The sequence below is a fragment of the Terrisporobacter vanillatitrophus genome (assembly GCF_051148895.1).
In the GTDB taxonomy this organism is placed as follows: domain Bacteria; phylum Bacillota; class Clostridia; order Peptostreptococcales; family Peptostreptococcaceae; genus Terrisporobacter; species Terrisporobacter vanillatitrophus.
In genome coordinates this window covers 1,382,135-1,404,720 of record NZ_CP154625.1, presented here as the reverse complement: position 1 = coordinate 1,404,720, position 22,586 = coordinate 1,382,135, and the positions used below count along the sequence as shown (strand labels likewise).

General features: G+C 29.8%; 13 protein-coding genes. 2 read left to right on the top strand and 11 right to left on the bottom strand.

The features are described 5' to 3' along the window. Window positions 1-155: 155 nt before the first annotated feature. The 8 genes from TVTCOM_RS06980 to TVTCOM_RS06945 form a co-directional block, all read right to left on the bottom strand. Entirely contained in the window at window positions 156-722 is a 567-nt protein-coding gene (locus TVTCOM_RS06980; RefSeq protein ID WP_434799129.1) for a CbrC family protein, read from the bottom strand. 12 nt (window positions 723-734) lie between these two features. Continuing rightward, on the bottom strand, window positions 735-2,192 hold the full coding sequence (locus TVTCOM_RS06975; protein WP_434799128.1) for a polymorphic toxin-type HINT domain-containing protein: 1,458 nt from the start codon (window positions 2,190-2,192) through the stop codon (window positions 735-737). A 305-nt stretch (window positions 2,193-2,497) separates the two neighbouring features. After that, window positions 2,498-2,995, bottom strand: a complete 498-nt coding sequence (locus TVTCOM_RS06970) for a hypothetical protein (RefSeq protein ID WP_434799127.1) — start codon at window positions 2,993-2,995, stop codon at window positions 2,498-2,500. 5 nt (window positions 2,996-3,000) lie between these two features. Beyond that, the gene (locus TVTCOM_RS06965) at window positions 3,001-12,531 is read right to left on the bottom strand and encodes a toxin C-terminal domain-containing protein (protein WP_434799126.1); all 9,531 of its coding nucleotides are present in this window, start codon (window positions 12,529-12,531) and stop codon (window positions 3,001-3,003) included. Between the two features lie 233 nt (window positions 12,532-12,764). Further along, the gene (locus tag TVTCOM_RS06960) at window positions 12,765-14,156 is read right to left on the bottom strand and encodes a GntP family permease (RefSeq protein WP_434799125.1); all 1,392 of its coding nucleotides are present in this window, start codon (window positions 14,154-14,156) and stop codon (window positions 12,765-12,767) included. A gap of 149 nt (window positions 14,157-14,305) precedes the next feature. Beyond that, a complete protein-coding gene (gene pdxA, locus TVTCOM_RS06955; protein ID WP_434799124.1) occupies window positions 14,306-15,304 on the bottom strand; it encodes a 4-hydroxythreonine-4-phosphate dehydrogenase PdxA in 999 nt (332 codons plus the stop codon). A gap of 24 nt (window positions 15,305-15,328) precedes the next feature. After that, window positions 15,329-16,642, bottom strand: a complete 1,314-nt coding sequence (locus tag TVTCOM_RS06950) for a four-carbon acid sugar kinase family protein (protein ID WP_434799123.1) — start codon at window positions 16,640-16,642, stop codon at window positions 15,329-15,331. Window positions 16,643-16,658: 16 nt separating this feature from the next. Continuing rightward, window positions 16,659-17,420, bottom strand: a complete 762-nt coding sequence (locus TVTCOM_RS06945) for a DeoR/GlpR family DNA-binding transcription regulator (RefSeq protein WP_434799122.1) — start codon at window positions 17,418-17,420, stop codon at window positions 16,659-16,661. 285 nt (window positions 17,421-17,705) lie between these two features. Between TVTCOM_RS06945 and TVTCOM_RS06940 the strand changes: the two genes are divergently transcribed. Continuing rightward, complete coding sequence (locus TVTCOM_RS06940; protein ID WP_434799724.1) at window positions 17,706-18,272, top strand: CDP-alcohol phosphatidyltransferase family protein; 567 nt, start codon at window positions 17,706-17,708, stop codon at window positions 18,270-18,272. A gap of 56 nt (window positions 18,273-18,328) precedes the next feature. Here TVTCOM_RS06940 and TVTCOM_RS06935 read toward each other — a convergent pair whose 3' ends face one another. The 3 genes from TVTCOM_RS06935 to TVTCOM_RS06925 all read right to left on the bottom strand — a co-directional run bounded on the left by TVTCOM_RS06935 (window position 18,329) and on the right by TVTCOM_RS06925 (window position 21,373). After that, window positions 18,329-19,033 carry a fibronectin type III domain-containing protein gene (locus TVTCOM_RS06935; RefSeq protein WP_434799121.1) on the bottom strand — a complete coding sequence of 235 codons (705 nt, stop codon included), beginning with the start codon at window positions 19,031-19,033 and terminating at the stop codon, window positions 18,329-18,331. A gap of 154 nt (window positions 19,034-19,187) precedes the next feature. Continuing rightward, window positions 19,188-19,844, bottom strand: a complete 657-nt coding sequence (fsa, locus tag TVTCOM_RS06930) for a fructose-6-phosphate aldolase (RefSeq protein WP_434799120.1) — start codon at window positions 19,842-19,844, stop codon at window positions 19,188-19,190. A gap of 53 nt (window positions 19,845-19,897) precedes the next feature. After that, entirely contained in the window at window positions 19,898-21,373 is a 1,476-nt protein-coding gene (locus TVTCOM_RS06925; protein ID WP_434799119.1) for an L-fucose/L-arabinose isomerase family protein, read from the bottom strand. Window positions 21,374-21,536: 163 nt separating this feature from the next. On the opposite strand from TVTCOM_RS06925, the gene TVTCOM_RS06920 reads away from it, so the two are divergent. Continuing rightward, window positions 21,537-22,553, top strand: a complete 1,017-nt coding sequence (locus tag TVTCOM_RS06920) for a substrate-binding domain-containing protein (RefSeq protein ID WP_434799118.1) — start codon at window positions 21,537-21,539, stop codon at window positions 22,551-22,553. The last annotated feature ends 33 nt before the right edge of the window (window positions 22,554-22,586 follow it).

Genomic DNA, 22,586 nt, shown 5'->3' with positions numbered 1-22,586 from the left:
TCGTAAGTGTAGCATTTTACTTCATTTGTTATACTGTCTGATTCTCTTAGTTGGTTTTATTTTTAATCTAACTCTATTTTAAAAATGAATAGCTATTGCAAATCAATTTTACATGATATGCAATAGCTAAGTTTTAAATATTTTAATTTATTTCATTAATAACTTTGACATATAGCAATATATTTAGAACAATTTATACATTTAAAGATAAATATAGCTGTATATATTCCAATATCATCCCAAAACACATCTATATCATCAATTTTACTCTTACTAAATTCATCTAGTATTGTCATAATATATTTTTTACCATTTCCATCAGGTGCATTATCATTAATTTGTTTCTTATCCCACTCACCCATATATGTAGCAAAGTCACTACAGCATACTGGCCAATCATTGTATTGAATCCAAGGTACTGGAGGTGTTTTTTTTAATTCTTCTACAGAAGAATCTAATTTTTGTTTTAATTTTATTTTATCTAATCCTTCTTGATTTTCTTTTAACTCTCTATATAATCTTTCTTGAATTAAACCCGGAATATTAACAGTTTTTTTTCCGCCTCTTAAACACTCAATACAAACCGAAATCATTTCTTCTTCAGAATCAAAATATACTCCTTCAAGACAATACTCATTACTTCCACATATTTGACATTTATCATTAGTATACTCTGCATTTTTTATTACATTATCAAAATACTTAAAATTTAATGTCTTCATTCCATAATCTCCTTATTTATTATTTTTATTATCCCATCTACCATTATCCCATTCTTTTGACCAATACTTACGTGTAGCTTTCTTAAATTCTGTTCTATTAATTTTAGACTTCTTATTATAATTAGGATGATTTTTTTTGTAATTTTGTCCATATCTGTGATCAGATGGATGCATTTCAAAAAATGGTCCATTAGGATTTTGCTCGTCATGATGTATCTCAATTGGACGATTATCTTTCTTACTAATAGGAGCATTACCTTTCTTGTTAGGTTTTGTTACTTCTGAATTTTTAACCCTACTTTTGATATTTGAACTTATATCAACTGTACATGCTCCATTATTATGCACCAACACACTTGCATCAGATACAAAATATGTATGGAAATCTTCAACTTCAAAGTTATATACAGTTATTAGTTCATTATGAACTACTTTATCTATCTGCTCAACTGTAGACTTATCACCTGACTGAAGAACAACTACATCTCCTTCTTCAATCATACTTGCTGGTATCCAGCCTACATTATCAACATAAAATACGTGTTGCTCCGTAGCTTCAATAACTTCTCCAGCTACTTTAATATAAAGTATTGTATCTGTTTCTTTTACAAAAGTTTGTACTACTTTTTTAAGGGCTATTTCTCCTGTTTCTGGATCTTGTGCCCATACTAAATCTCCTTCTTTAATATCCTCTATTGGAACATCTCCATTTTGTGTTGATATTAAAGTTCCTGCTGTAAAGCAACCCTTTTTAGTTATTTTACACTTAACTTTACGATATACTTTCGTAGCCTTTTTACTTGTTTTTCTATAAGATTTCTTTGTAACTACTTTAGCTTTCCTAACAGCCTTATAAACCCTCTTAGCGTAAACTTTTGTACTCTTACGCTTTTTAGCTACTTTTACTACTCTTTTTATCTTTTTAGCTACTTTTAATTTTTTAAATGGATTTATCGTTCCAAGTACTGCTCCACCAGCTATAGCTCCTACTTTCTTCCAACCTCTTAGATTCTTCTTCTTAGCATATTTATATCCGTCATATGCTCCCCATGCAGCATTAATTACGCCCCAAACTGGGAAGTGACCACTTGGATCTGTATAAGCTACTGGGTTATTTACACAGTAAGCATATAGGTGTAAACTACTTGGGTCTGTGAATTCTCCACGATAAGTATCTTCTGTTAGGAATCTTCCATCTTCAGGGTTGTAGTATCTAGCATTTAGATAATATAATCCTGTTTTATTATCGTAAATTCCACCTGTGTAACAGATTTCATTATAGAAGTTTTCATCACCATTTATTTCTGTTTCACCAAAATCCGTATATTCATATGATACTTCACTTTTGCCTTCTACATTCACAAGGTTTGTTGTACTTTCACGCATGTCTTTGTTGTAGAAGTAATATTTTTCACCTTCAGCACTTGAAATGTCTCTAACTGTTGCAATAGCATTTCCGCTATTTCCCATTAAATTAAGACTAGTTACTCCTGTTAATATTTCAGTATCATCTGGTTCTTCTAGTTCTGTTGAAGTATCAGCTTTGCCAGTTGTATAAAGTACTATGTCATTTAGGTAATAATGACTATTTTATATCTACCATTAATTCAAAACTATCTATATACCTTTATTTCATATCCAGTCATCTGTATACTATGAATACACAAATAAGCTATATAAATAATAATTTGAACTTATTACGTATATAGCTTATTTATAATAACATCATTTTATAAACATTTAATCATTCTTAGATTCATTTAATCTTATATATATTAATCTATATATAGCCCTAATTCATTTATCTTCTTAATAATAACATTAGGTAATTTAGGAGATATGATATTTATATAAAAATCATATCCAGGTTTGATTATTATGTGTGTTGCCTTAGAATACAAACCACACCAAAATCTTTCCCTCAAAGTTGATTTAATAACATAATTTATTTCTTTTCTATTTAATTCCTGACCTTCCTTAATAAAATCATTCCTATCAATATCATTTTGACAAAAATCATTATTTATCTCAGTTATGGTGTCTTCGTATTTCTCTAGCTCCATTATATATAAATAGCTTATTTTTAAATAATCTAATATTATATTAATAGCTTTCACATATTTATTTTCTGTATCTAAATATTCTTCCATAGTCACTTCATATCCATTAAAATATTCTCCTACATCACTAATTGAAGTCCATTCATTTCTAGTATAGATTCCATGTTCATCTCTATATTTAGGATCATATTTGGATATTCTATAATTCATCATCTTAATTAATCTCCTATCTTATCTAAATTAATATCAAATGTACCATCTCTTGTTTTTCTACTTGCTAGACCCTCTATTGTAGATGCCTTTTTCCATACTCCACCATTATGGCTATCGACATCTGGAGTTATATATTTCTTTTTTTTCTTATTATAAAATATAGGTTGACCATGAGATTTTCGTTTAATTTTATAAAATCCCATACTTTCAGCAAGTTTTTCCGCTTCTTTAGCTGTAAGCCTTGTACTAACTTTCTGAGCACACATATTATGAACTAACACACTTGCATCAGATACAAAATATGTATGGAAATCTTCTACTTCAAAGTTATATACAGTTATCAGATTATCATAAATGACCTTATCAATATCTTCTACTATAGCTTTTTCCCCTGACTGAAGAACAACTTTATCTCCTTCTTCAATCATATTTGCAGGTATCCAGCCTATATTGTCTATATAAAATACATGTTGCTCAGTAGCTTCTATTATTTCTTCCGCTACTTTGATTTTAAGTATAGTATTACTTTTATTTATAAATAGCTGCTCTACTTTCTTTAATTTAACTTCACCAGTTTCTGGATTCTGAGACCATACTAGGTCACCCTCTTTAATATCTTCTATTGGAACTAACCCTTCTTCAGTTGATACTAAAGTTCCAGCCTCAAAACAAACTGAAGCATCTTTATTATTAACTTTTTTATTACTAGTTCTTCTTATCTTCGTATTTGTAGTAGTCTTTTTCTTGCTAGAAACTTTACTTACTTTTTTAGATATTTTTCTTGAACTAGCCTTAGGTTTACTTGATTTCCTAACAGTCTTATAAACTCTCTTAGCGTAAACTTTTGTACTCTTACGCTTTTTAGCTACTTTTACTACTCTTTTTATCTTTTTAGCTACTTTTAATTTTTTAAATGGATTTATTGTACCAAGTACTGCACCACCTGCTATGGCTCCTGCTTTTTTCCAACCTCTTAGATTTTTCTTTTTAGCATACTGATACCCGTCATAGGCTCCCCATGCAGCATTAATTACACCCCAAACTGGGAAGTGACCACTTGGATCTGTATAAGCTACTGGGTTATTTACACAGTAAGCATATAGGTGCAAACTACTTGGGTCTGTAAATTCTCCACGATAAGTATCTTCTGTTAAAAATCTTCCATCTTCAGGATTGTAGTATCTAGCATTTAAATAATATAGCCCTGTTTTATTATCGTAAATTCCACCTGTGTAGCAGATTTCGTTGTAGAAGTTTTCATCTCCATTTATTTCTGTTTCACCAAAGTCCGTATATTCATATGATACTTCACTTTTACCTTCTACATTTACAAGGTTTGTTGTACTTTCACGCATGTCTTTGTTGTAGAAGTAGTATTTTTCACCTTCAGTACTTGAAATATCTCTAACTGTTGCAATAGCATTTTCGCTATTTCCCATTAAATTAAGACTAGTTACTCCTGTAAGTATTTCAGTGTCATCTGGTTCTTCTAATTCTGTTGAAGTATCAGCTTTGCCAGTTGTATAAAGTACTGCGTCATTTTGGTAATAGTACTTAGTTGATTGACCATTTTCTGATTTTTCAACTCTCTGACCATTTCCGTTGTAAGTGTTTACTTGATTTAATGTTACTATACCAGCTTTTGTAAACATAGCATTATTCATGCGATCTGCTGCATCGTAAGTATAGCATTTTACTTCATTTGTTACACTATCTGATTCTCTTAACTGATTTCCATTTCCATCATAAGTATATGTCTTATCTGATAGTGTGGTGTGGGACTCTCCATCATCATCTGATGATTCTTCGCCTCCACCTTCTGAATCTTCTGAGCCTACTTCAACACTTGAAACTAACTGATTTAGTGAGTTATATGTGTACGTAGTTGTTTTTCCATCTTTAACTTCTTTAACTCTGTTACCTACTTTATCATAAGTATAAGCAGTGTTACTTATTGTATTTGATATATTATCATTTATATTTGTTTCTGTAAGTCTTCCAAGTTTGTCGTATTTGTATTCACGTAACTCATCAACTATTGTGTTAGGTGAATCTTCGTCACGCTGAGTAGTACTAGTGTAGTTATTATATAAATATTCACTCATTATGTGGTTATTTTTATTGTAAGTGTATTCATATTTTTCTAGCACTTCCTCGTTACCACTGTCAATATAAGTAATATTTGTAGCTCTTCCAAAATTATCGTAGTTAAAACTTCTAAGTGTGTAAATGTTTGTGCTTCCTTTTGCAAAGTCTCTGTAATCTTTTATACTTGCAACTTTTCCATCGTTTAAGTAGTTGTATTCTCTAAGAAGTTTGTTGCTTAATCCAACTTTTGCTTCTATTTTTTGTAACCATTTATCACTATTATAAGTGAATTTTAGTCCTTTTACATCACTAGATGTAGACGAAGGATATGTTACATTTGTTATGTTGTCGTCTATATCATACTCATAAGTAATTTTATGGCTAGCTATTTCCTCATCTGTCGGCAAGTCACCTGATATATCATCAGCATCTAGCTCAGCATAGCCTACTAGTCTCTTAAGTTTATCATAAGTATATCCTGTGTATCTATATAGATTTAGCTTGTCTCCTGATTGTTTATAATCAATCATGGCTACTAAGTTATCCAATATATCACTTTCATATTTATATTCTGTTCTTAGAGTTCTATTATTTTTAGAATCGTAGTAATTTAGCGCACTTAAACGCTCTTTGTCATCATACTCATAAGTTTTGTAATTTCCTTCTGTGTTTGTTTCTTTAACCACATTATCTTTTGAATTATATTCTGTTGCTGTAGTTATTGAGTTTATAAACCCATCACCAAGATCCTTAATTAATACTGCAAGATCTTGAGAATTAGTTATTGTCTCACTTCTATTACCATTTGCATCTGTAACTACAGTACTTGTTGTACCATCTGTATTTATTTTGTCATAAGTAAAACTAGTTATATTATTTTCTGAGTCAGGAAGTATTACTTTTGATATTCTTGCTTCTTCATCATACTCATATTTTGTAGAGTTTCCTTCTCCATCTATGTCTTCAATTACATTTCCTGATGAATCATACTTTTTTGTTGTGGTTATTGTATTGTCTCCATCTACATAGAATGTTTTTGCATTTGAATCATAAGCTGGATTAAGCATAGATGTTGTTTGATTTCCTAGACTATCATATAGAAATACTGAAAGATTACCTTTTTCACTACCAGCATTTTGCCCTGCTTCATATTTAGTTATTATGTTTTCTTGGCCATCATAAGTTAAGTCTACATAAACTCCATTTTCTTTTTCCCTTATAGTTCTTCCTAATGCATCTTGATAAGTTTGGCCTATAATATAACCATCTGGATTTGTTTCTGTACTTACAAATGAATATTCAGTTCTTTTAGTTCCTCCACCTGTAAATGTTTCTACCGTTTCATAGCTATACGTTGTATTCCAAGTTTTAGTTAAGGTATCTTTTTGTACAGTTTCACTTGCTTCTCTATTCATTTCATCATAAGTATATGTTGTAACTGTTCCATCTTCTGCTGTTTCACTTTTTGTAGTTCCATTTGGATAATAGGATTTCTCAGTTGTAGTTACTTTATCTCCTTCTTGGTACACTGTTTTTATTAGTCTTCCAAAAGAATCAAAAGTATTAGTTGTGATTTTTTTACTTGTTTTTCCACTAGTTTCAGTGAATATTTCTTCACAAGATATTTGTCTTCCCATTACATCATATACTGTAGTTGTGACAACCTTAGTACCATCAGCTACTTCTGTATTTATTTCTGTTTTATTTCCTTTTTCATCATAAGAATAAGTATATTTTGCTTCACTTTGTACATTTCCAGAGCTTGGTGAACCTAGTATTTCTGTTTCACTCTCAACTTCACCATCTTCTGTATATGTTGTAAGTAATGTTGTATTTGTGATTTTATCGTATACTTTTGTTGTATTACCATATTGGTCATACTCATATATTTCATCAGTTATAAGTTTTCCATCCCCATCATATTCTGTTAAGGATGTTGGTAAATCATTTAACGCCTCATTATTTTTATCATTATTATATTGATATGAAGAAGTTGATCCATCTTCCTCTGTTTCTTTAGTTACATTTTCATCATTATCATAGCTTGTAGTTTCTGATTTTTCTGTTTTTTTCCAAACAACTTTTTCATTTTCTAATGCTTGATAATCTACTTGTGAAGTTTCTTTAGTTCTTAGATTATTTGTATATTCATAAGTAGTTGTGAAACCTTCAGCATCTGTACTTCTCAAACAATTACCAAAGGCAGAGTCAAATTCATCAACTTCACTAGATCTTACATTTCCATTAACTAATTTTTTAGTCGTAGTTTTTGTAGCCTTATCCGAATATTCAAGGTTTACAGTCTCTGCAAACAAATTACTAGCATGAGGATATACTATTTCATTGGCCCTATGTTCCGAATCATAGTTTATTCCATAAGAGTTACCTTCTGCATCCAAAACTTTATTTACTTTTCCATTACTGTCGTAGCTATCGTATTCATATTTATATGTTATGGTTTCTTTTTCTCCAACTTTGTCTACGCTGATTAGTTTTGAGTTTTTATAATTATATTGTATTTTACTATTGTCAGGAAGAATAATTTCTTTTACTGTTAATAAATCTTGTCCTGGAACATCATTATAAACAAACTCTATAGGTATATTTTTACTTGTAGTTATTTTGCTTATTAAACCTTTGTTATTGTCATATTCAAATAGTAAGAAATTATTATTTGCATCTGACATATATATTAACTGTCCACCACTATTAAATCTATACGTGTTATTATCTTTTGTAGTAATTGTATATGAACTATTAATAGTTTTAGTTATTTCAGCATTTCCTTGTGATGTTGCACTTCTATCAGGTATCTTAACTTCATCTGTTATATCTTCTTTTAATAAGTTAATATATTTACCCATGGTTGATATATAAGTACCATCATATTTTTTATAGAAATAATATATTGTTCCTGTACTATCTTTTAAGGCAATTTTGCCTTCATCTAATTTATCATTTTCACATAAGCTCAGTATTTCTATATCGTAGTCATGGTTCCATCCAATACCAAAAGCTGATTTTGCACTGGATTTACTGTTATATGTACGATTTAAATTTACTTCTAATTCTTCATTAGGTAAGACTGCATCTGTTTGTTGATATACAAAGTTTCCTTCACTTTTTTCTATATGACCTGTGCCATTAGGCATTTCAACATCAACATATTCCCAATATTCCTTTATTCCCATTCTCTTTGTATATTCATCTGAATCTACTACTGTACTAGAGACTTCATCAGAATATGAGCTTGCTTCAATTATACTACCATCTTTATTACGTTTTACTGCTCGTATTTTATAATAGAAAGTGCTGGAATAATTAATATTAGGTTCACTCCAGTACCCAGCCTGTACATCTTTAGCTACTAATGTATAACTAGAAGGTTTGAAATTAGGCTCCGTTCCTCTATAAACTTCATAATATATATCTTTTGGAAATTCACCTTCTGGTATATCCCACTTAATATAAGTTTTATAATTAATTTTATCTTTTGCTGATAAATTTTCTGGTCTGTAATTTTCAATATCTGAGATTGTAAAATATTCTTTATTTAAATAGTCAAGCTGTAAACTTATATCATTTAAATTTTGTATATCAGAATTATTAGTACCACTAACTCTAATAAAAATGCTCTCTGTTTCAATTTCATCAGATAAATCAATTATATTGTATGTTTCTTCTGGATTAATTTTAGTGTATTCACCATTACCAATCTTAATTTCATAACTTATTTCTTTGGCTATATTGGTATATAGTAATCTAAAACTAGCTATTTTATCATCAAATTTTATATTTTTAACTATACTATTACTAGATGAATTTGCATCAGATAATGAAATATTCTTCACTTCATAATTTTTTATTAAGGGCATACTATACTTAACATTGCCTAATAAATCTTTATTTACTACTGATATTTGATAATTTTTATTTCTCTCATATTTAGAGAAATCATCTTCATATTTAGAACCTGCTCCTACATTTTTGTTATCAACATACCAATTAGTAGTTCCCATAAACATACTTAATAAGTTTAATCCTTCATATTTCAATGAAAGTTCATTTTTAGTAGATTTTAAAACAATGCTATGGCTATTATAGTCTTGATAATATTCTCTTTCAACTCTAAAACTTGGTTGTATTAATTGTGCATTCGTAAAATCTTCATTTTTTTCAAAACTTACAACAGAAGACTCTTCGTTACCAACAATATCTTTTCCAACAAGTTTTATATTATATGTTCCAACTTCAAAATCTTGTAAATCTAAAATACCTATTATCTTATCTTCTACACTATTGTTACCTTCTAGTAAAAATTGGTATGAACTATCTTCTTCACTTTCTTTTTTTATATAGATTTTCCACTCTGAAAAATTTTCATCTGTTACAGTTCCCTTTACAATTCCATTGTCAACAGATGTAATATTTACTGTAGGATTTTGCCTGTCTACGGTACACATTACGGCACTTTCGTCGCCTTCAAATCCATATTTATCTATAGCTCTAACTTTAACTTCATATTCTCCATTTATTTCTGGTAAGTTGACAGTAAAGTCTCCTGTGCTTTTATTTGAATCTTTCACCTCAACCCATTCATTGCTATCGCTAAGTTTATATTGAATTCCTGAAATTATCATACTACTATCATCATAACGCCAACTTACAGTCGCTGGGTTATCCTTTATTGGGTTACTAATTAATTTAGGAGCATTTATTTTATTAGCAATAGTAATTTCTTTTGTTATTGTTTTTTTGTAAGCTACATTATCTTCAACATAAAGCTTTAATATATATTTTCCATTTTCTAATTTTTTTGTATCAAAAGCTGTTGAGTTTGATATAGTTGCATTTTCATAAATTACCACTGGTTGGAAACTTGTATCCTCTTGTCCATTGGCATCTAATTTATGCAACGTAATATTACTTGTCTTAATTCCACTTCCATCTTTATCTTCAACAATACCTGTAATATTTATAGTATTACTTAATAATTCTGTAGAACTTGTTAAATTTTCAACCTGTATACTTCCCGTTGGCCCTATGGTATCTCTTTTTGATGTAACTCTTTCTATAGTTACATTTCCAGCTTTATCTGTGATTTTTACATATATATCATAAGCCCCCGAATAACCTTCAGTATTTCTATAGAAATAACCTTCATAAGGATTCACACTAGATGTAAATGTTATATCGTTAGGAGAAGAATAACTTTCTGGTTTATCATCTCCTGATTTTACTACATTATATTTTATATTTTCTATGGCAATACCTGAACCTTCTTCAGTTACATTACTAAAGCATATCTGAGGTTTTTTTTCTCTAGTCCAAATATCTGTTACAATATTTCCTGAAGAATCCTTTAGTTCAAGTTCACCTATTTTGGGAGCAGTTTTATCAATGTATACATCTGCACTTTTAATAGAACTAATATTTCCCGATTTATCTATAGCTTTTAGTCTTATTTTATATGATTTAGAATCATTAAACTTGGATGATGATATAGTATACTTTGAATTTAATATAGCTGCACTTCCTACAGAAGAATAGCTTCCTTCATCAATACTGTATTGCACATCTTTCAAATATTTTTCATTAACTTTCCATGATATAGATATATTTTCAGGCCCTATTTGATTAGTTGAAGAAGATATTGGTGTTACTGACATTGATTCTATAACTGGTTTTGTTTTATCTATATATATAGCCCTCCATCTTCCGACTCCACTTATATTCCTATTGTCAACTCCCCTTACATAAATTCTATATCTTCCAGATGGCCAGTTTATTGCATCAGATATTGTTGCACTTCCACTTGAGCTACTTGTTGTTTTCAGTGTTTTATATGGTATATATTGTGGGTCTATTTCTTCTCCACTGTCATCACACTTAGAAACTCTATATTCTACACGACTTAAAGTTGTTGAGACAATACCTTCCCAAGAAACTTTTAACCCTTTAGTTCCATTCATATATTGAGGACTAACGCCTACGCTTGTAGGCTGTTGAGGAATATCATAATATTCTAATTCAAGCTTTGGTCTTAGAGATGTATTTGAATGTCTTGATCCATAAAACTTAGAGTATTTTCCCGTAGATGTAGTTTCATCCTCTGCTTTTAGCATAAGCCCATAATCTTTTATCTGACCATTTGCAACCTTTTTTGCATAAGTTGTTAAATTTAAATTTCTTTCTTTGTATAGTGTACCTGTTGTTGTAAAAGAACCATATGCACCATCACTAGTATTGTATCTTGGTTTATTATTCCAAGTAACAGTTTTTTCGTTCCAGTCGTCAATAATACGATATGCATTGATTTTGTTTAATGAATCATTATTACTAGTTTCACTTAATGTTAATGTTGCTTTTTCAACATACTTACCTTCAACTGTGCTAAATAATTTCTTACCTTTGATTAAACTTCTATTTATTCCTTGGCTACCTGTACCTACAGGAAAAGCTGTGGTTCCACTATTATAGAAGTTTACATCTGCATATGATGAACCACTTATTATGTAAGTGTCTATTATATTACTGTCACCTGTCCATGTAATAGTTGGATCAATTTTAACCGGATATTGTCTATCCTTACTATTAAGATAGTCTTCATCTACTGTCATAGTTAAAATATATACATCTTCTGAATCTTCTTTAAGCTTTATATCATAAGTTATATCTTCACTGTATGCTTTGTTAGTTGCATCATTCATAAACGGTGCGTCTATACTAGCAACTACTTCCTTTGTATCTTTATCGTAAAATACTATACTTTCCTCTATCTCACACTTTTTAGCTTCTAAGTATTTTGCATATATTTCAAATTCAAATTTATTTGACTCTGGAACTTTATTTAGAATAATATTTTCTTTAATTCCATTATCATAAGATATATACTCTATTTCACTATCCAACTCATTAAATTCATAAGAAGCCTTTATTGGGATATTTACTTCTTCATCATAGATATTAGTAGTTTTTTCTTTTCCTAATTTTACTTTTTTACTTTCATCCATAATAGGATGCATCGAGATTTGATATTTATTATTTTCTAATAATATAGGTGTGTCGTCAGATACCTTCTCCGGGAAATAATGTTTATTTTCACCGTCTTTATTTTCATAAGCATAATCAGCTAAATCTGTATTACTACTTGTTTTATCTTCTTTAATTTCAACTAAAGATGGATCATTATCAATTAGTTTTCCATCATCATAATATCTTATATTAGAATCATGGATAACTTCCTTCTTTAATCCATTTTTCAACTGATAAACAGTTTTGTTCTTAGTTTTTTCAATTATTCCTTCAGTCATTTCTTCTACACCCTCTTCTACTGTAGAATTAGACTTTGAGATTTCTTCTGCAAATACTGACATAGGTATATTTGTTACAGTTATACATATAGTCAATATATACGAAATAATTTTAATAAATGTACTCTTTTTCAATTTTTCCCCCGTATTTACTTAAAATTTATTTACAAAACCTGTTAAACTTGCTTAATAACACTTATCTCCCTTCCTTTTTTATTTTAACAAATTTACCACATAATAATATAACCTTCATATCCATATTTTTCAATCGATTTTTATATTTACATTTTATTTTCAATTATAATTTTATACTTTTAAATCAAATAAAAAAGGGTGTTTCACTATTTTCAGTGAGACACCCTTATATATTACATAAACATATTTAATATCATTAACTCTACAAATCCTACAGCCCATACTATTGTACTTGCTATAGAATAACCTCTTAATTGTTCCTTAACTTCAGTAACTCCTAAAGTTCTGTTAACAACCCAGAAGTAAGAATCATTAAAGTGAGAGAATACTAATGAACCCATACAAGCTGATAATACTGCAAGCTCTGGTGATAATCCAAGTGTTGCCATCATTGGAGCTGTTACAGATGCTGCTGTTGTCATGGCAACAGTACCACTTCCTTGTATTAATCTTACTATTGATGATATGGCAAATGGTATTATTACTGCTGGTAGTGCTGTATTTGCTATAAGTCCTGCTATATAGTCTCCTGCACCAGAATCTCTTATTATCATACCTAAAGCTCCACCTGCACCAGTAACTAACATTATTACCCCCGCAGATTTTATACCTTTTTCCATAGTAGTTGTTATTTCTTTTTTGTCTTGATTTTTACCTAGTCCATATATTGCTATTATTAATCCTAAACCAACAGCTATAACAGGAGCTCCTAAGAAGTTTATCACTTCTATAAATCCACCTTCTAGGGCCATTTGTGTTGTAATCGTTTTCATCAATATTAATATTATTGGTACAAATATTGGCATAAATGACATAAGTGCTGATGGTAATACTTCTTCACTACCTATTAAAGTTGCTGCTACTTCGTCATGAGCAATTGCTCCTAAATCTGCGCTACTTAAATAGCTTTCACCATCTTCACTTGGAACTTTATATTGTTTTTTTCCTATATACTTAGCATAAAGAAGTCCTACTAAAGTCATCGGTATGGCACAAACAATTCCAAGTAATAATGTTGTTCCCACGTTTGCACCGTATATACCTGCAACTCCTACTGGTCCTGGAGTAGGTGGCACTAATGTATGTGTAATAACTAAACCTAGAGCTAGTGATAAACCTAAAGATATAACTGATTTTTTAGTGTTTCTTGATATTGATTTTGCCAGTGGTGATAAAATTACAAATCCTGAATCACAGAAAATTGGTATTGATACTAAAAATCCTGTAATAGCTAGAGCTAATTCTTCTCTACCTTTACCTAATTTTTGAACAAATATTTGAGCCATCTTTTTTGCTGCTCCAGATACTTCAAATATTTCACCCATCATAACACCAAATCCAATAATTATACCTATACTACCAAGTGTATTACCAAATCCAGTTGTTATACTGTTTACTACATCTCCAGCCGCCATTCCACCAACTAATCCTGTTATTGATGCACAAATTATCATTGCTAAGAATGGATGTACCTTAGTTTTTAACATCATAAATATTAATAATGTTATTCCAAGGCCTAGACCTATTAATATTTGTGGTCCTGATACGATTAATTCGTTATTCATTATGATTCCCCCAAGTTAATAAATTTTTAATTTTTAATTTTATATAAATTACATTTAATAAACTTTAGTAACAATGTATCTAAACTTGTCACACCCATTAGCCTGTGACCTTAATTTAGATACATTGTTTTATATGGATAAATTGTAGCTTACTTTTTATTAAAGTTTGGAGCATACTCTCCAGCAAGTCTTATGGCTTCTACTAAACTTATTTCGTTTGCTATGTTTTTCCAAGCTATATCAAATGCTGTTCCATGGTCAACTGATGTTCTTAAGAAAGGCATGTTATTTGTTATTGATATAGTTCTGTGGAAATCTACAGTTTTTGTAGCTATATGACCTTGGTCATGATAAAGAGAAAGTACTGCATCAAACTTTCCTTGTAATCCAAAGAAGAATACTGAGTCTGCTCCTATTGGACCTACCACGTCTATTCCTTCTTTTCTTGCTCTGTCTATTGCTGGTTCTATTTCTCTTTCTTCATCTCCAAATAACCCATGCTCTCCACAGTGAGGATTTAAACCTGCCACTGCTATTTTAGGATTATCTATTCCTAATTGTCTTAGAGCTTCTTTTGATCTTATTATAAATTCATACATATTTTCCTCAGTAACTAAGTCGCAAGCTTTTCTCAGAGATACGTGTCTGCTTAAGAAGAATACTCTTAAATTTCTTACTTGGAACATAGTCAAAGGATTGTATGTTTTTGTTAAATCTTCTAATACTTCTGTGTGTCCTATATATGGCACATTGCCTGCTTTAAATGACTCTTTATTAAGTGGTGTAGTTGCTATAGCTTTAACTTTTCCTGCCATTGCATAATCTATTGATTTAGCTAAATATTCAAAAGCAGCCTTTCCACACATTCCACTAACTTGTCCTGGTTCAAATTTGTTCATATCTATGTTATCTATGTTTACTAAGTTTAATGTACTGTTGTTGTAGTGCCCATCTTCTGGATTTTCTATAAGTTTTATTTTCATATCCTCTTCACAAACTTCTATGGCTTTTTCTAATATTTCCTTATTTCCAAATACAACTATGTTTCCATAAGTATTTGTTTCCTCTTGAGCTATGGATTTAACCACAATCTCTGGTCCTATTCCTGCTGGATCTCCTAAAGGTACTCCTATATATTCTCTAGTCATAATAATTCCTCCAAATTTAACTTCCTATTTCATATAATATTGTGTTGATATTTTTGTTGCTAAGTAATCTATACAAAGTGATAAGGTTTTCTTGTCACCTATAAGGCCTCCCTTTGTTATGGCTGGCATATTAGGATATTTTCCTCCTATAAATCTGCCATATACTGCTAATGGTATTATTTCATCTTTTATATCTATACCTTCAACGCCTAGCCTTTTCATAACTTCCATAGTTACATCTCCACCACTAGTATATAGTGCTCCTATGGATGAGTTTGATAATTCTAAAGCCAGCTCTGTTATTTTTGCTAAACCTTTGTTTATTTTAACTGATATGGCTTCTTCATCTATTTCAAGTTTCTTAGACAGTTCACTTAAATTTAAGACTTCATCTTCTCTTGTTGTTGTAGTTACACCAACAATATTAGATGTATTAAGTTTCAATTTTCCTTCTATTATATGTAATACTCTTTCAATCTCTTTATCTATTTTTTCATCATCTATAAGTTTTAATGGATTCACTTTCACAAGAGCTGGTGATTTTGTTGCGACTAAATATTCTATTTGACCTATGGTAGTTTTACTTACACTTCCTATGGCAAAGAAAACTTTCTTACCTTGCTCTACTTGAGATAATCCATATTTAACATTCATTAAACATTTAGTAAATGGTCCTGGATCAACAGGAATAATATTTAATTTTGTAATTGCTGATGCTTTTGCTATTGTTTCTATTTCATCATTAGTTACTGCATCTACAACAATTATTCTGTTTCCTTCATCTACTAGTAAGTTTATCTTTCTACTTAAAAATTCTTCTCCTCTTAACACATCACTAATTTGTATATCAGCCACCTTGAACTTACTTTGGCCTTGTATTATTTCTTTCACACTTGAATTAGTCACTGGACATTTTGGATCCTTTGCTACTAAAGTATTTTGAAGTGGCACTGAATCTACTAATAAAAATCCGCCTATGGAAATTCTTCCTGAATCAGGATAAGATGCCACAACTACAGCTATATATTCTTTATCTTGATCTAAGATGGCATCTATTTCGCAGCCTATATTTCCTCTTAAAGTTGAATCAATTCTTTTTGTATATATTGGTTGCAAATGCTTTACTCTTTCTACTTCCTTACTAACTCTTTCATAAGCTTCTTCTTTTGTAATACCTCTACTATCAGTACTTATAGCTACTACGTCACAACGACTCATGTTTTCATCGTTTAAAAGCCTAGAATCTATAAATGTAGAACATTTAAAGCCTTCCTTTGCTAATAAAACACTTGTTGCATTTGCACCTGTAAGATCATCAGCTATTACATATAATTTCATCTGTCTCCTCCATCTTTTAAACTAGTTTTATGTTTACACCTTCATCTTCCATTTTCTTTAATATCTCTTCTTCCAAGCCTTCATTAACAATAACCATTTCAAAATCTTTTAAGTTTTTAATTTTAGTAAAACTTCTTTTGTTGAATTTTGAGTTATCAGCTACAAGCACTCTATGCATAGATGCATCTATCATGGCTTGTTTTACCTTTGCTTTGTTAGGAACAAAAGTTACTAGTTCTAAGTTTTGATTTATGGCACTTGCTCCCACAATACATATATCTGCATTTATATTATTTAAGAAATCTATGGTATAAGTATCTAAACAGCTTCCTGTGTTTCTTTGAATTCTTCCTCCTGTACAATAAACTTCTAAATTTTCATACTTCATTAAATAAGCTGCAATTAATATGTCTGTTGTAATTATTTTCAAATTACTTTTTTCTACTAATAGCTTTGCAACTTCCATACAAGTTGTACCTGAATCTAGAATTACTATGGAATTATCATGTACAAGTTTTACTGCTTCTTTTGCAATTCTAATCTTTTCTTCCATATAGCATTTTTCTTTGTCTTCATAGTCAACTTCTTTTACCATGGAACTATCTATTACAGCTCCACCAAATACCCTAGTAATAAGACCGTCTTTTTCCATCTTATCTAAATCTCTTCTTATGGTCATGGTTGCCACTTGGCAAATATCAGCTAATTCATTTACTGTAGCATTTTTATTTTTCACTATGTAATCATATATTTTTTTATGTCTATCTAATTGGAACATTATCATACCTTCTTTTCATGTTTATTTTGAAGTTCGTTTATGTTCATCTATGTTTATATTATTCCATAAACTTTTATAATTCGCAACACTTTTTGTTTATTTATGTTCGTTTATTAAATAACAAACAATTTTGAACATATTTGAACATATTTTATTATACCTTATTCATATAAACATATCAAAATTTGCATTACTTATATGAAGTTATCAAAGTAAGTATTATTGAAATATTTACTTATTTAACATAAACTTATAAATAATAATAAATAATTATGAGGTGGTCTTATTAATAACTTAGCAAATGCTATTACATGTCTACGAATTGTATGTTCACTTTTTATCCTATTTACAAATCCATTCACTTTATTGTTTTGGGTGTTGTATATGTGTTGTGGTATTAGTGATATTTTAGATGGAGTTATAGCCAGATCAATGAAAATAGAAAGTGAATTAGGTGCAAAGCTAGATAGCATTGCAGATTTTATTTTTATCATTATAATGATATTTGTTTTTCTTCCTATATTACATCTTCCTAGATGGATTTGGTTATGGATAATTATCATCGCAGTTATTCGTATATTGTCATACTTATTTGGTTTTATTAAATACCATACTTTTGCTTCTCTGCACACTTATACAAATAAAATTACTGGTTTATTACTTTTTACAACTCCAGTTTTATATATTTTGTTTGGAGTTAATGTTACAGGAGTAATATTATGTGTCAGTGCATTATTGTCCGCCTTAGAAGAATTATTAATTACAATAAAATCAAAAGAACTTGATAGAAATATAAAAAGTATTTTTGGTATAAAAACTTTAAGTAGTAATGAAAATAGCTTAAAAAAATAGTTATTTTATTACATAAAAACAGCACCTGTAATAGGTGCTGTTTTTATGAGAGTATATTATTTCTCCGTACATATAGTTAAAACATCTGAAAAATCTCCAAAGCATACTTGACCGTTTAATTCTTTAAATGCTCTTACCTTGTAGTAGTATTTTTTTCTGTTTTTTAAATTTTTATCTTTGTAACAACTTTTTCCATTGTCTGTAAGTGTGGCTATTCTTGTAAAATTACCACTTTCATTAGTTGCTCTATAAACTTCATATCCAGAAGATTTATATACAGTTTGCCAGTTAAGCTCCACAAAAGAATTAGATATACAATTGGCGTGTAAATTTTTTACAACAGGTGGACAAGTTGTAACGTCTATTATGTCTGATGAGCATCCTAAGCATATTTTATCTCCTGCTTTTTTAAAAGCTCTAACCTTGTAATAATAATTTGTTCCACTGTCCAACTCTTTATCTATATAACATGTAGTTTTGCCACCTACTTCATCAATCTTTCTGTAAAATCCATTTTTCATAGTTGATCTGTAAATTCTATATCCACTGGCACCTTTCACTTTGCACCATTGTAATTTTATACAATCAGAGTTTTTCATAGTTACTCTTAATTCTGTTACTTTATCAGGTTTATAATCTGTAGCAATACTTTGTTTTTCTATGTTTGTTTGGGCAAATGAATGAGCTAAGCTTCCCATGTTACTCATTATTAGTGCTAAAGTTAAAAATGTTACTGCAATATTTTTAAGTTTTTTTGTCATTACTTTTCCTCCTATTTTACTCTTTACGTAACAAGGTTATTTTTATTTATAATTTGCCCTCGATTTATTAAAAAATTCTATTTAAATTCTATTATTCCCCTACGCACCTTAACTGAATTTAATCTTAATTCTCTTTCTTCATTACTTATCATATTTATTCACCAAATACTTTCTTATAGTCAGCTTTAAACTTTTCTATTCCTTGGTCAGTAAGAGGATGTTTTACCATTTGTTCTATTACTGAATATGGAATTGTTGCTATATCTGCTCCTGCTAAAGCACAATCATTTACATGTATTGGATTACGTACAGATGCTGCTATTATCTTCGCATGAATATCATCATATTTAGAAAACATATCTGCTATTGATTTTATTAAATTTATACCTGGCTCAGATATATCATCTAATCTTCCTAAAAATGGTGATACATAAGTAGCTCCTGCTCTTGCTGCAATTAAAGCTTGGTTTGCTGTAAATATTAAAGTTAAATTAGTTTTAATTCCTTCACTACTTAATACTTTACATGCTTTTAAACCTTCTATTGTCATAGGTATTTTTACGACCATATTTGGATGAATTTTTGCTATTTCACGACCTTCTTTAATCATACCTTCTGCATCTTCTGTTGTTGCCTTTACTTCCCCACTTATTGGTCCGTCTACTATACTTGCTATTTCAGCGATTACTTCTTCAAATACTCTTCCTTCTTTAGCTATTAATGATGGGTTTGTTGTTACACCACATATAACCCCTGTATCATTTGCTTTCTTTATATCCTCTACGTTTGCTGTGTCTATAAAAAATCTCATAAAATTTTCCCCCTATTTTAATTAATAATATTTATATTTAACAATCTTTATAATTAACAAAATGGATTTTCAGTTTTATAACGAGTACCTTTTGGTTGGTTGTAATCTATTTCTTCAACACAAACACCTAAGTATTTGAATACTTCATATAATGTTTTTCCAAAGTGTCCAAATGCTACTGCACCATGATGTGGGTAATTCTTTTCTATTAATACATGACGATAGAATCTTCCCATCTCTGGTATTGCAAATATGCCTATAGCTCCAAATGACTTAGTTGCTACTGGTAATACTTCTCCTTGTGCAATATAAGCACGAAGTTTTGCATCAGAAGTACTTTGTAAACGGAAGAAAGTTATATCTCCTGGAACTATATCTCCTTCTAATGTACCTTGAGTAACTTCTTCTGGTAAAGAACGAGCCATTATTTTTTGGTATTTCATTTCACAAAAAGATAATTTACTTGATGCAGTATTTCCACAATGGAATCCCATAAATGTATCTTTTAATGTATACTCATATTTAGGTTTTATATCTTCCATATACATATCATTTGGTACTGTGTTATTTATATCAAGTAAAGTAACTGTATCATTACTTACAACTGTTCCTATAAACTCACTAAGTGCTCCATATATATCAACTTCGCAAGAAACTGGAATTCCTTTATCTGTTAAACGGCTATTAACGTAACATGGTACAAATCCAAATTGAGTTTGGAATGCTGGCCAACATTTACCTGCTATAGCCACAAAATCACGAGATCCTTTATGTGCTTCTACCCAATCAAGTAAAGTAAGTTCATATTGAGCTAGTTTTTCTAATATTTCAGGTTTTTTATTTCCCTCTCCAAGCTCAGCTTCCATCTCTTTTACTATACTTGGTATACGATCATCATTTGCATGATTTTTAAAAGCTTCAAATAAATCAAGTTCTGAGTTTTCTTCTATTTCAACGCCAAGATTGTAAAGTTGTTTTATTGGAGCATTACAAGCAAGGAAATCTTGTGGACGTGGACCAAATGAAATTATTTTTAAATTTTCTAATCCATAAACAGATTTAGCTATTGGTTCAAATTCATGTATCATATGTGCACATTCACTTGCAGTTCCTACTGGATATTCTGGTATATATGCTTTTATATTACGAAGTTTTAAGTTGTAGCTTGCATTTAACATTCCACAGTAAGCATCTCCTCTATCATCTAAAAGCTTGTCTCCGCTTTCTTCTGATGCTGCTATAAACATAACTGGTCCACCAAATTCTTTAGCTAATAAAGTTTCTGACGTTTCAGGTCCAAAGTTTCCAAGATAAACAACTAATGCATTACAATCAGCTTCTTTTACTTCTTTAAGTGCTTTTCTCATATGTATTTCATTTTCTACACATGTTGGACATTCATATATTTCACCATATTTTTGTGTATACTCTTTTACTACTGCCCTACGTCTATTTTCAGAAAGTGACATTGGAAAACAATCACGGCTTACTGCAACTATTCCTATTTTAATTTTTGGCATATTATTCATAACAAAACTCCCCCTTCGAATTATGTGTTCGAGCACACTTTTATTGTATCTGCATATTTTATCAAAATCAACAGTTATTTTATTTTTTATGTGCCTAAGCACATTTGACTTTTTTAAGTTCAAATGATATTCTAACTATATAAATCATTAAGAGGAGTTTAAAATGGCTACTATAAAAGAAATCGCTAAATTGGCAGGCGTATCTAGAGGTACTGTCGATCGTGTACTAAATAATCGTGGAATGGTTAATCCTGATACAGCAAACAAAGTAAAAGAAATAGCAAATGCACTTAATTATAAACCAAATAAAGCTGGTCTTATTTTGAGTGCCCAAAAAAAGAAATTAAAATTAGGTGTAATTTTATTTGGAGCTAATAATCCATTTTTTGATGATGTTATAAAAGGTATTAATGAAAAAAGCAAAGAACTTGAAAGTTATAATTGTACAATAAAAATAAAATCTATTCCTTTATGTATAGATGAACAATTAAAATCAATAGATGAATTTGTAAATGAAGGTATTAATGGTATTGCTCTTACACCCTATAATGATAAAAAAATTGTATCAAAAATTAATGAACTTTATGATATGGGAATTCCTGTAGTAACTTTAAATACAGATATAGAAGACTCTAAAAGACTTGCTTATGTTGGCAGCAATTATTATGATTCAGGTAAAACTGCTGCTGGTTTGATTAATATAATAACTAAGGGAGATGTTAATCTAGGAATTGTAAGTGGTTCCAAAAATGTTATGTGTCATAGTGAGCGTATATCAGGACTTAAAGATTGCATTAAAAAAAATTATCCTCATATTAAAGTAATTGACACAGTTTACAACGATGATGATGATATTAAAAGTTATGAACTTACTTCTAGGTTACTTGAAAATAAAGATATTAATGCATTATTTTTTGTTGCTGGTGGTGTATATGGAGGCTGTAGTGCAGTTATTTCCTCAAAAAAAGAAAATAATATAACAAGTATTTCTTTTGATAATGTGCCTACAACTAAAAAAATGATTGAAAATGGATTGATTAAAGCTACTATATGTCAACAACCAGAACTTCAAGGTTCAAAACCTTTAGATATACTTTTTTCATATTTATCTACTGGTGAACAGCCTAAAAAAGAACATAATTACTTACGTTTAGATATTCGTATAAAAGAAAATATGTAATATTAAATATTAACTATTACATATTAGCTATTA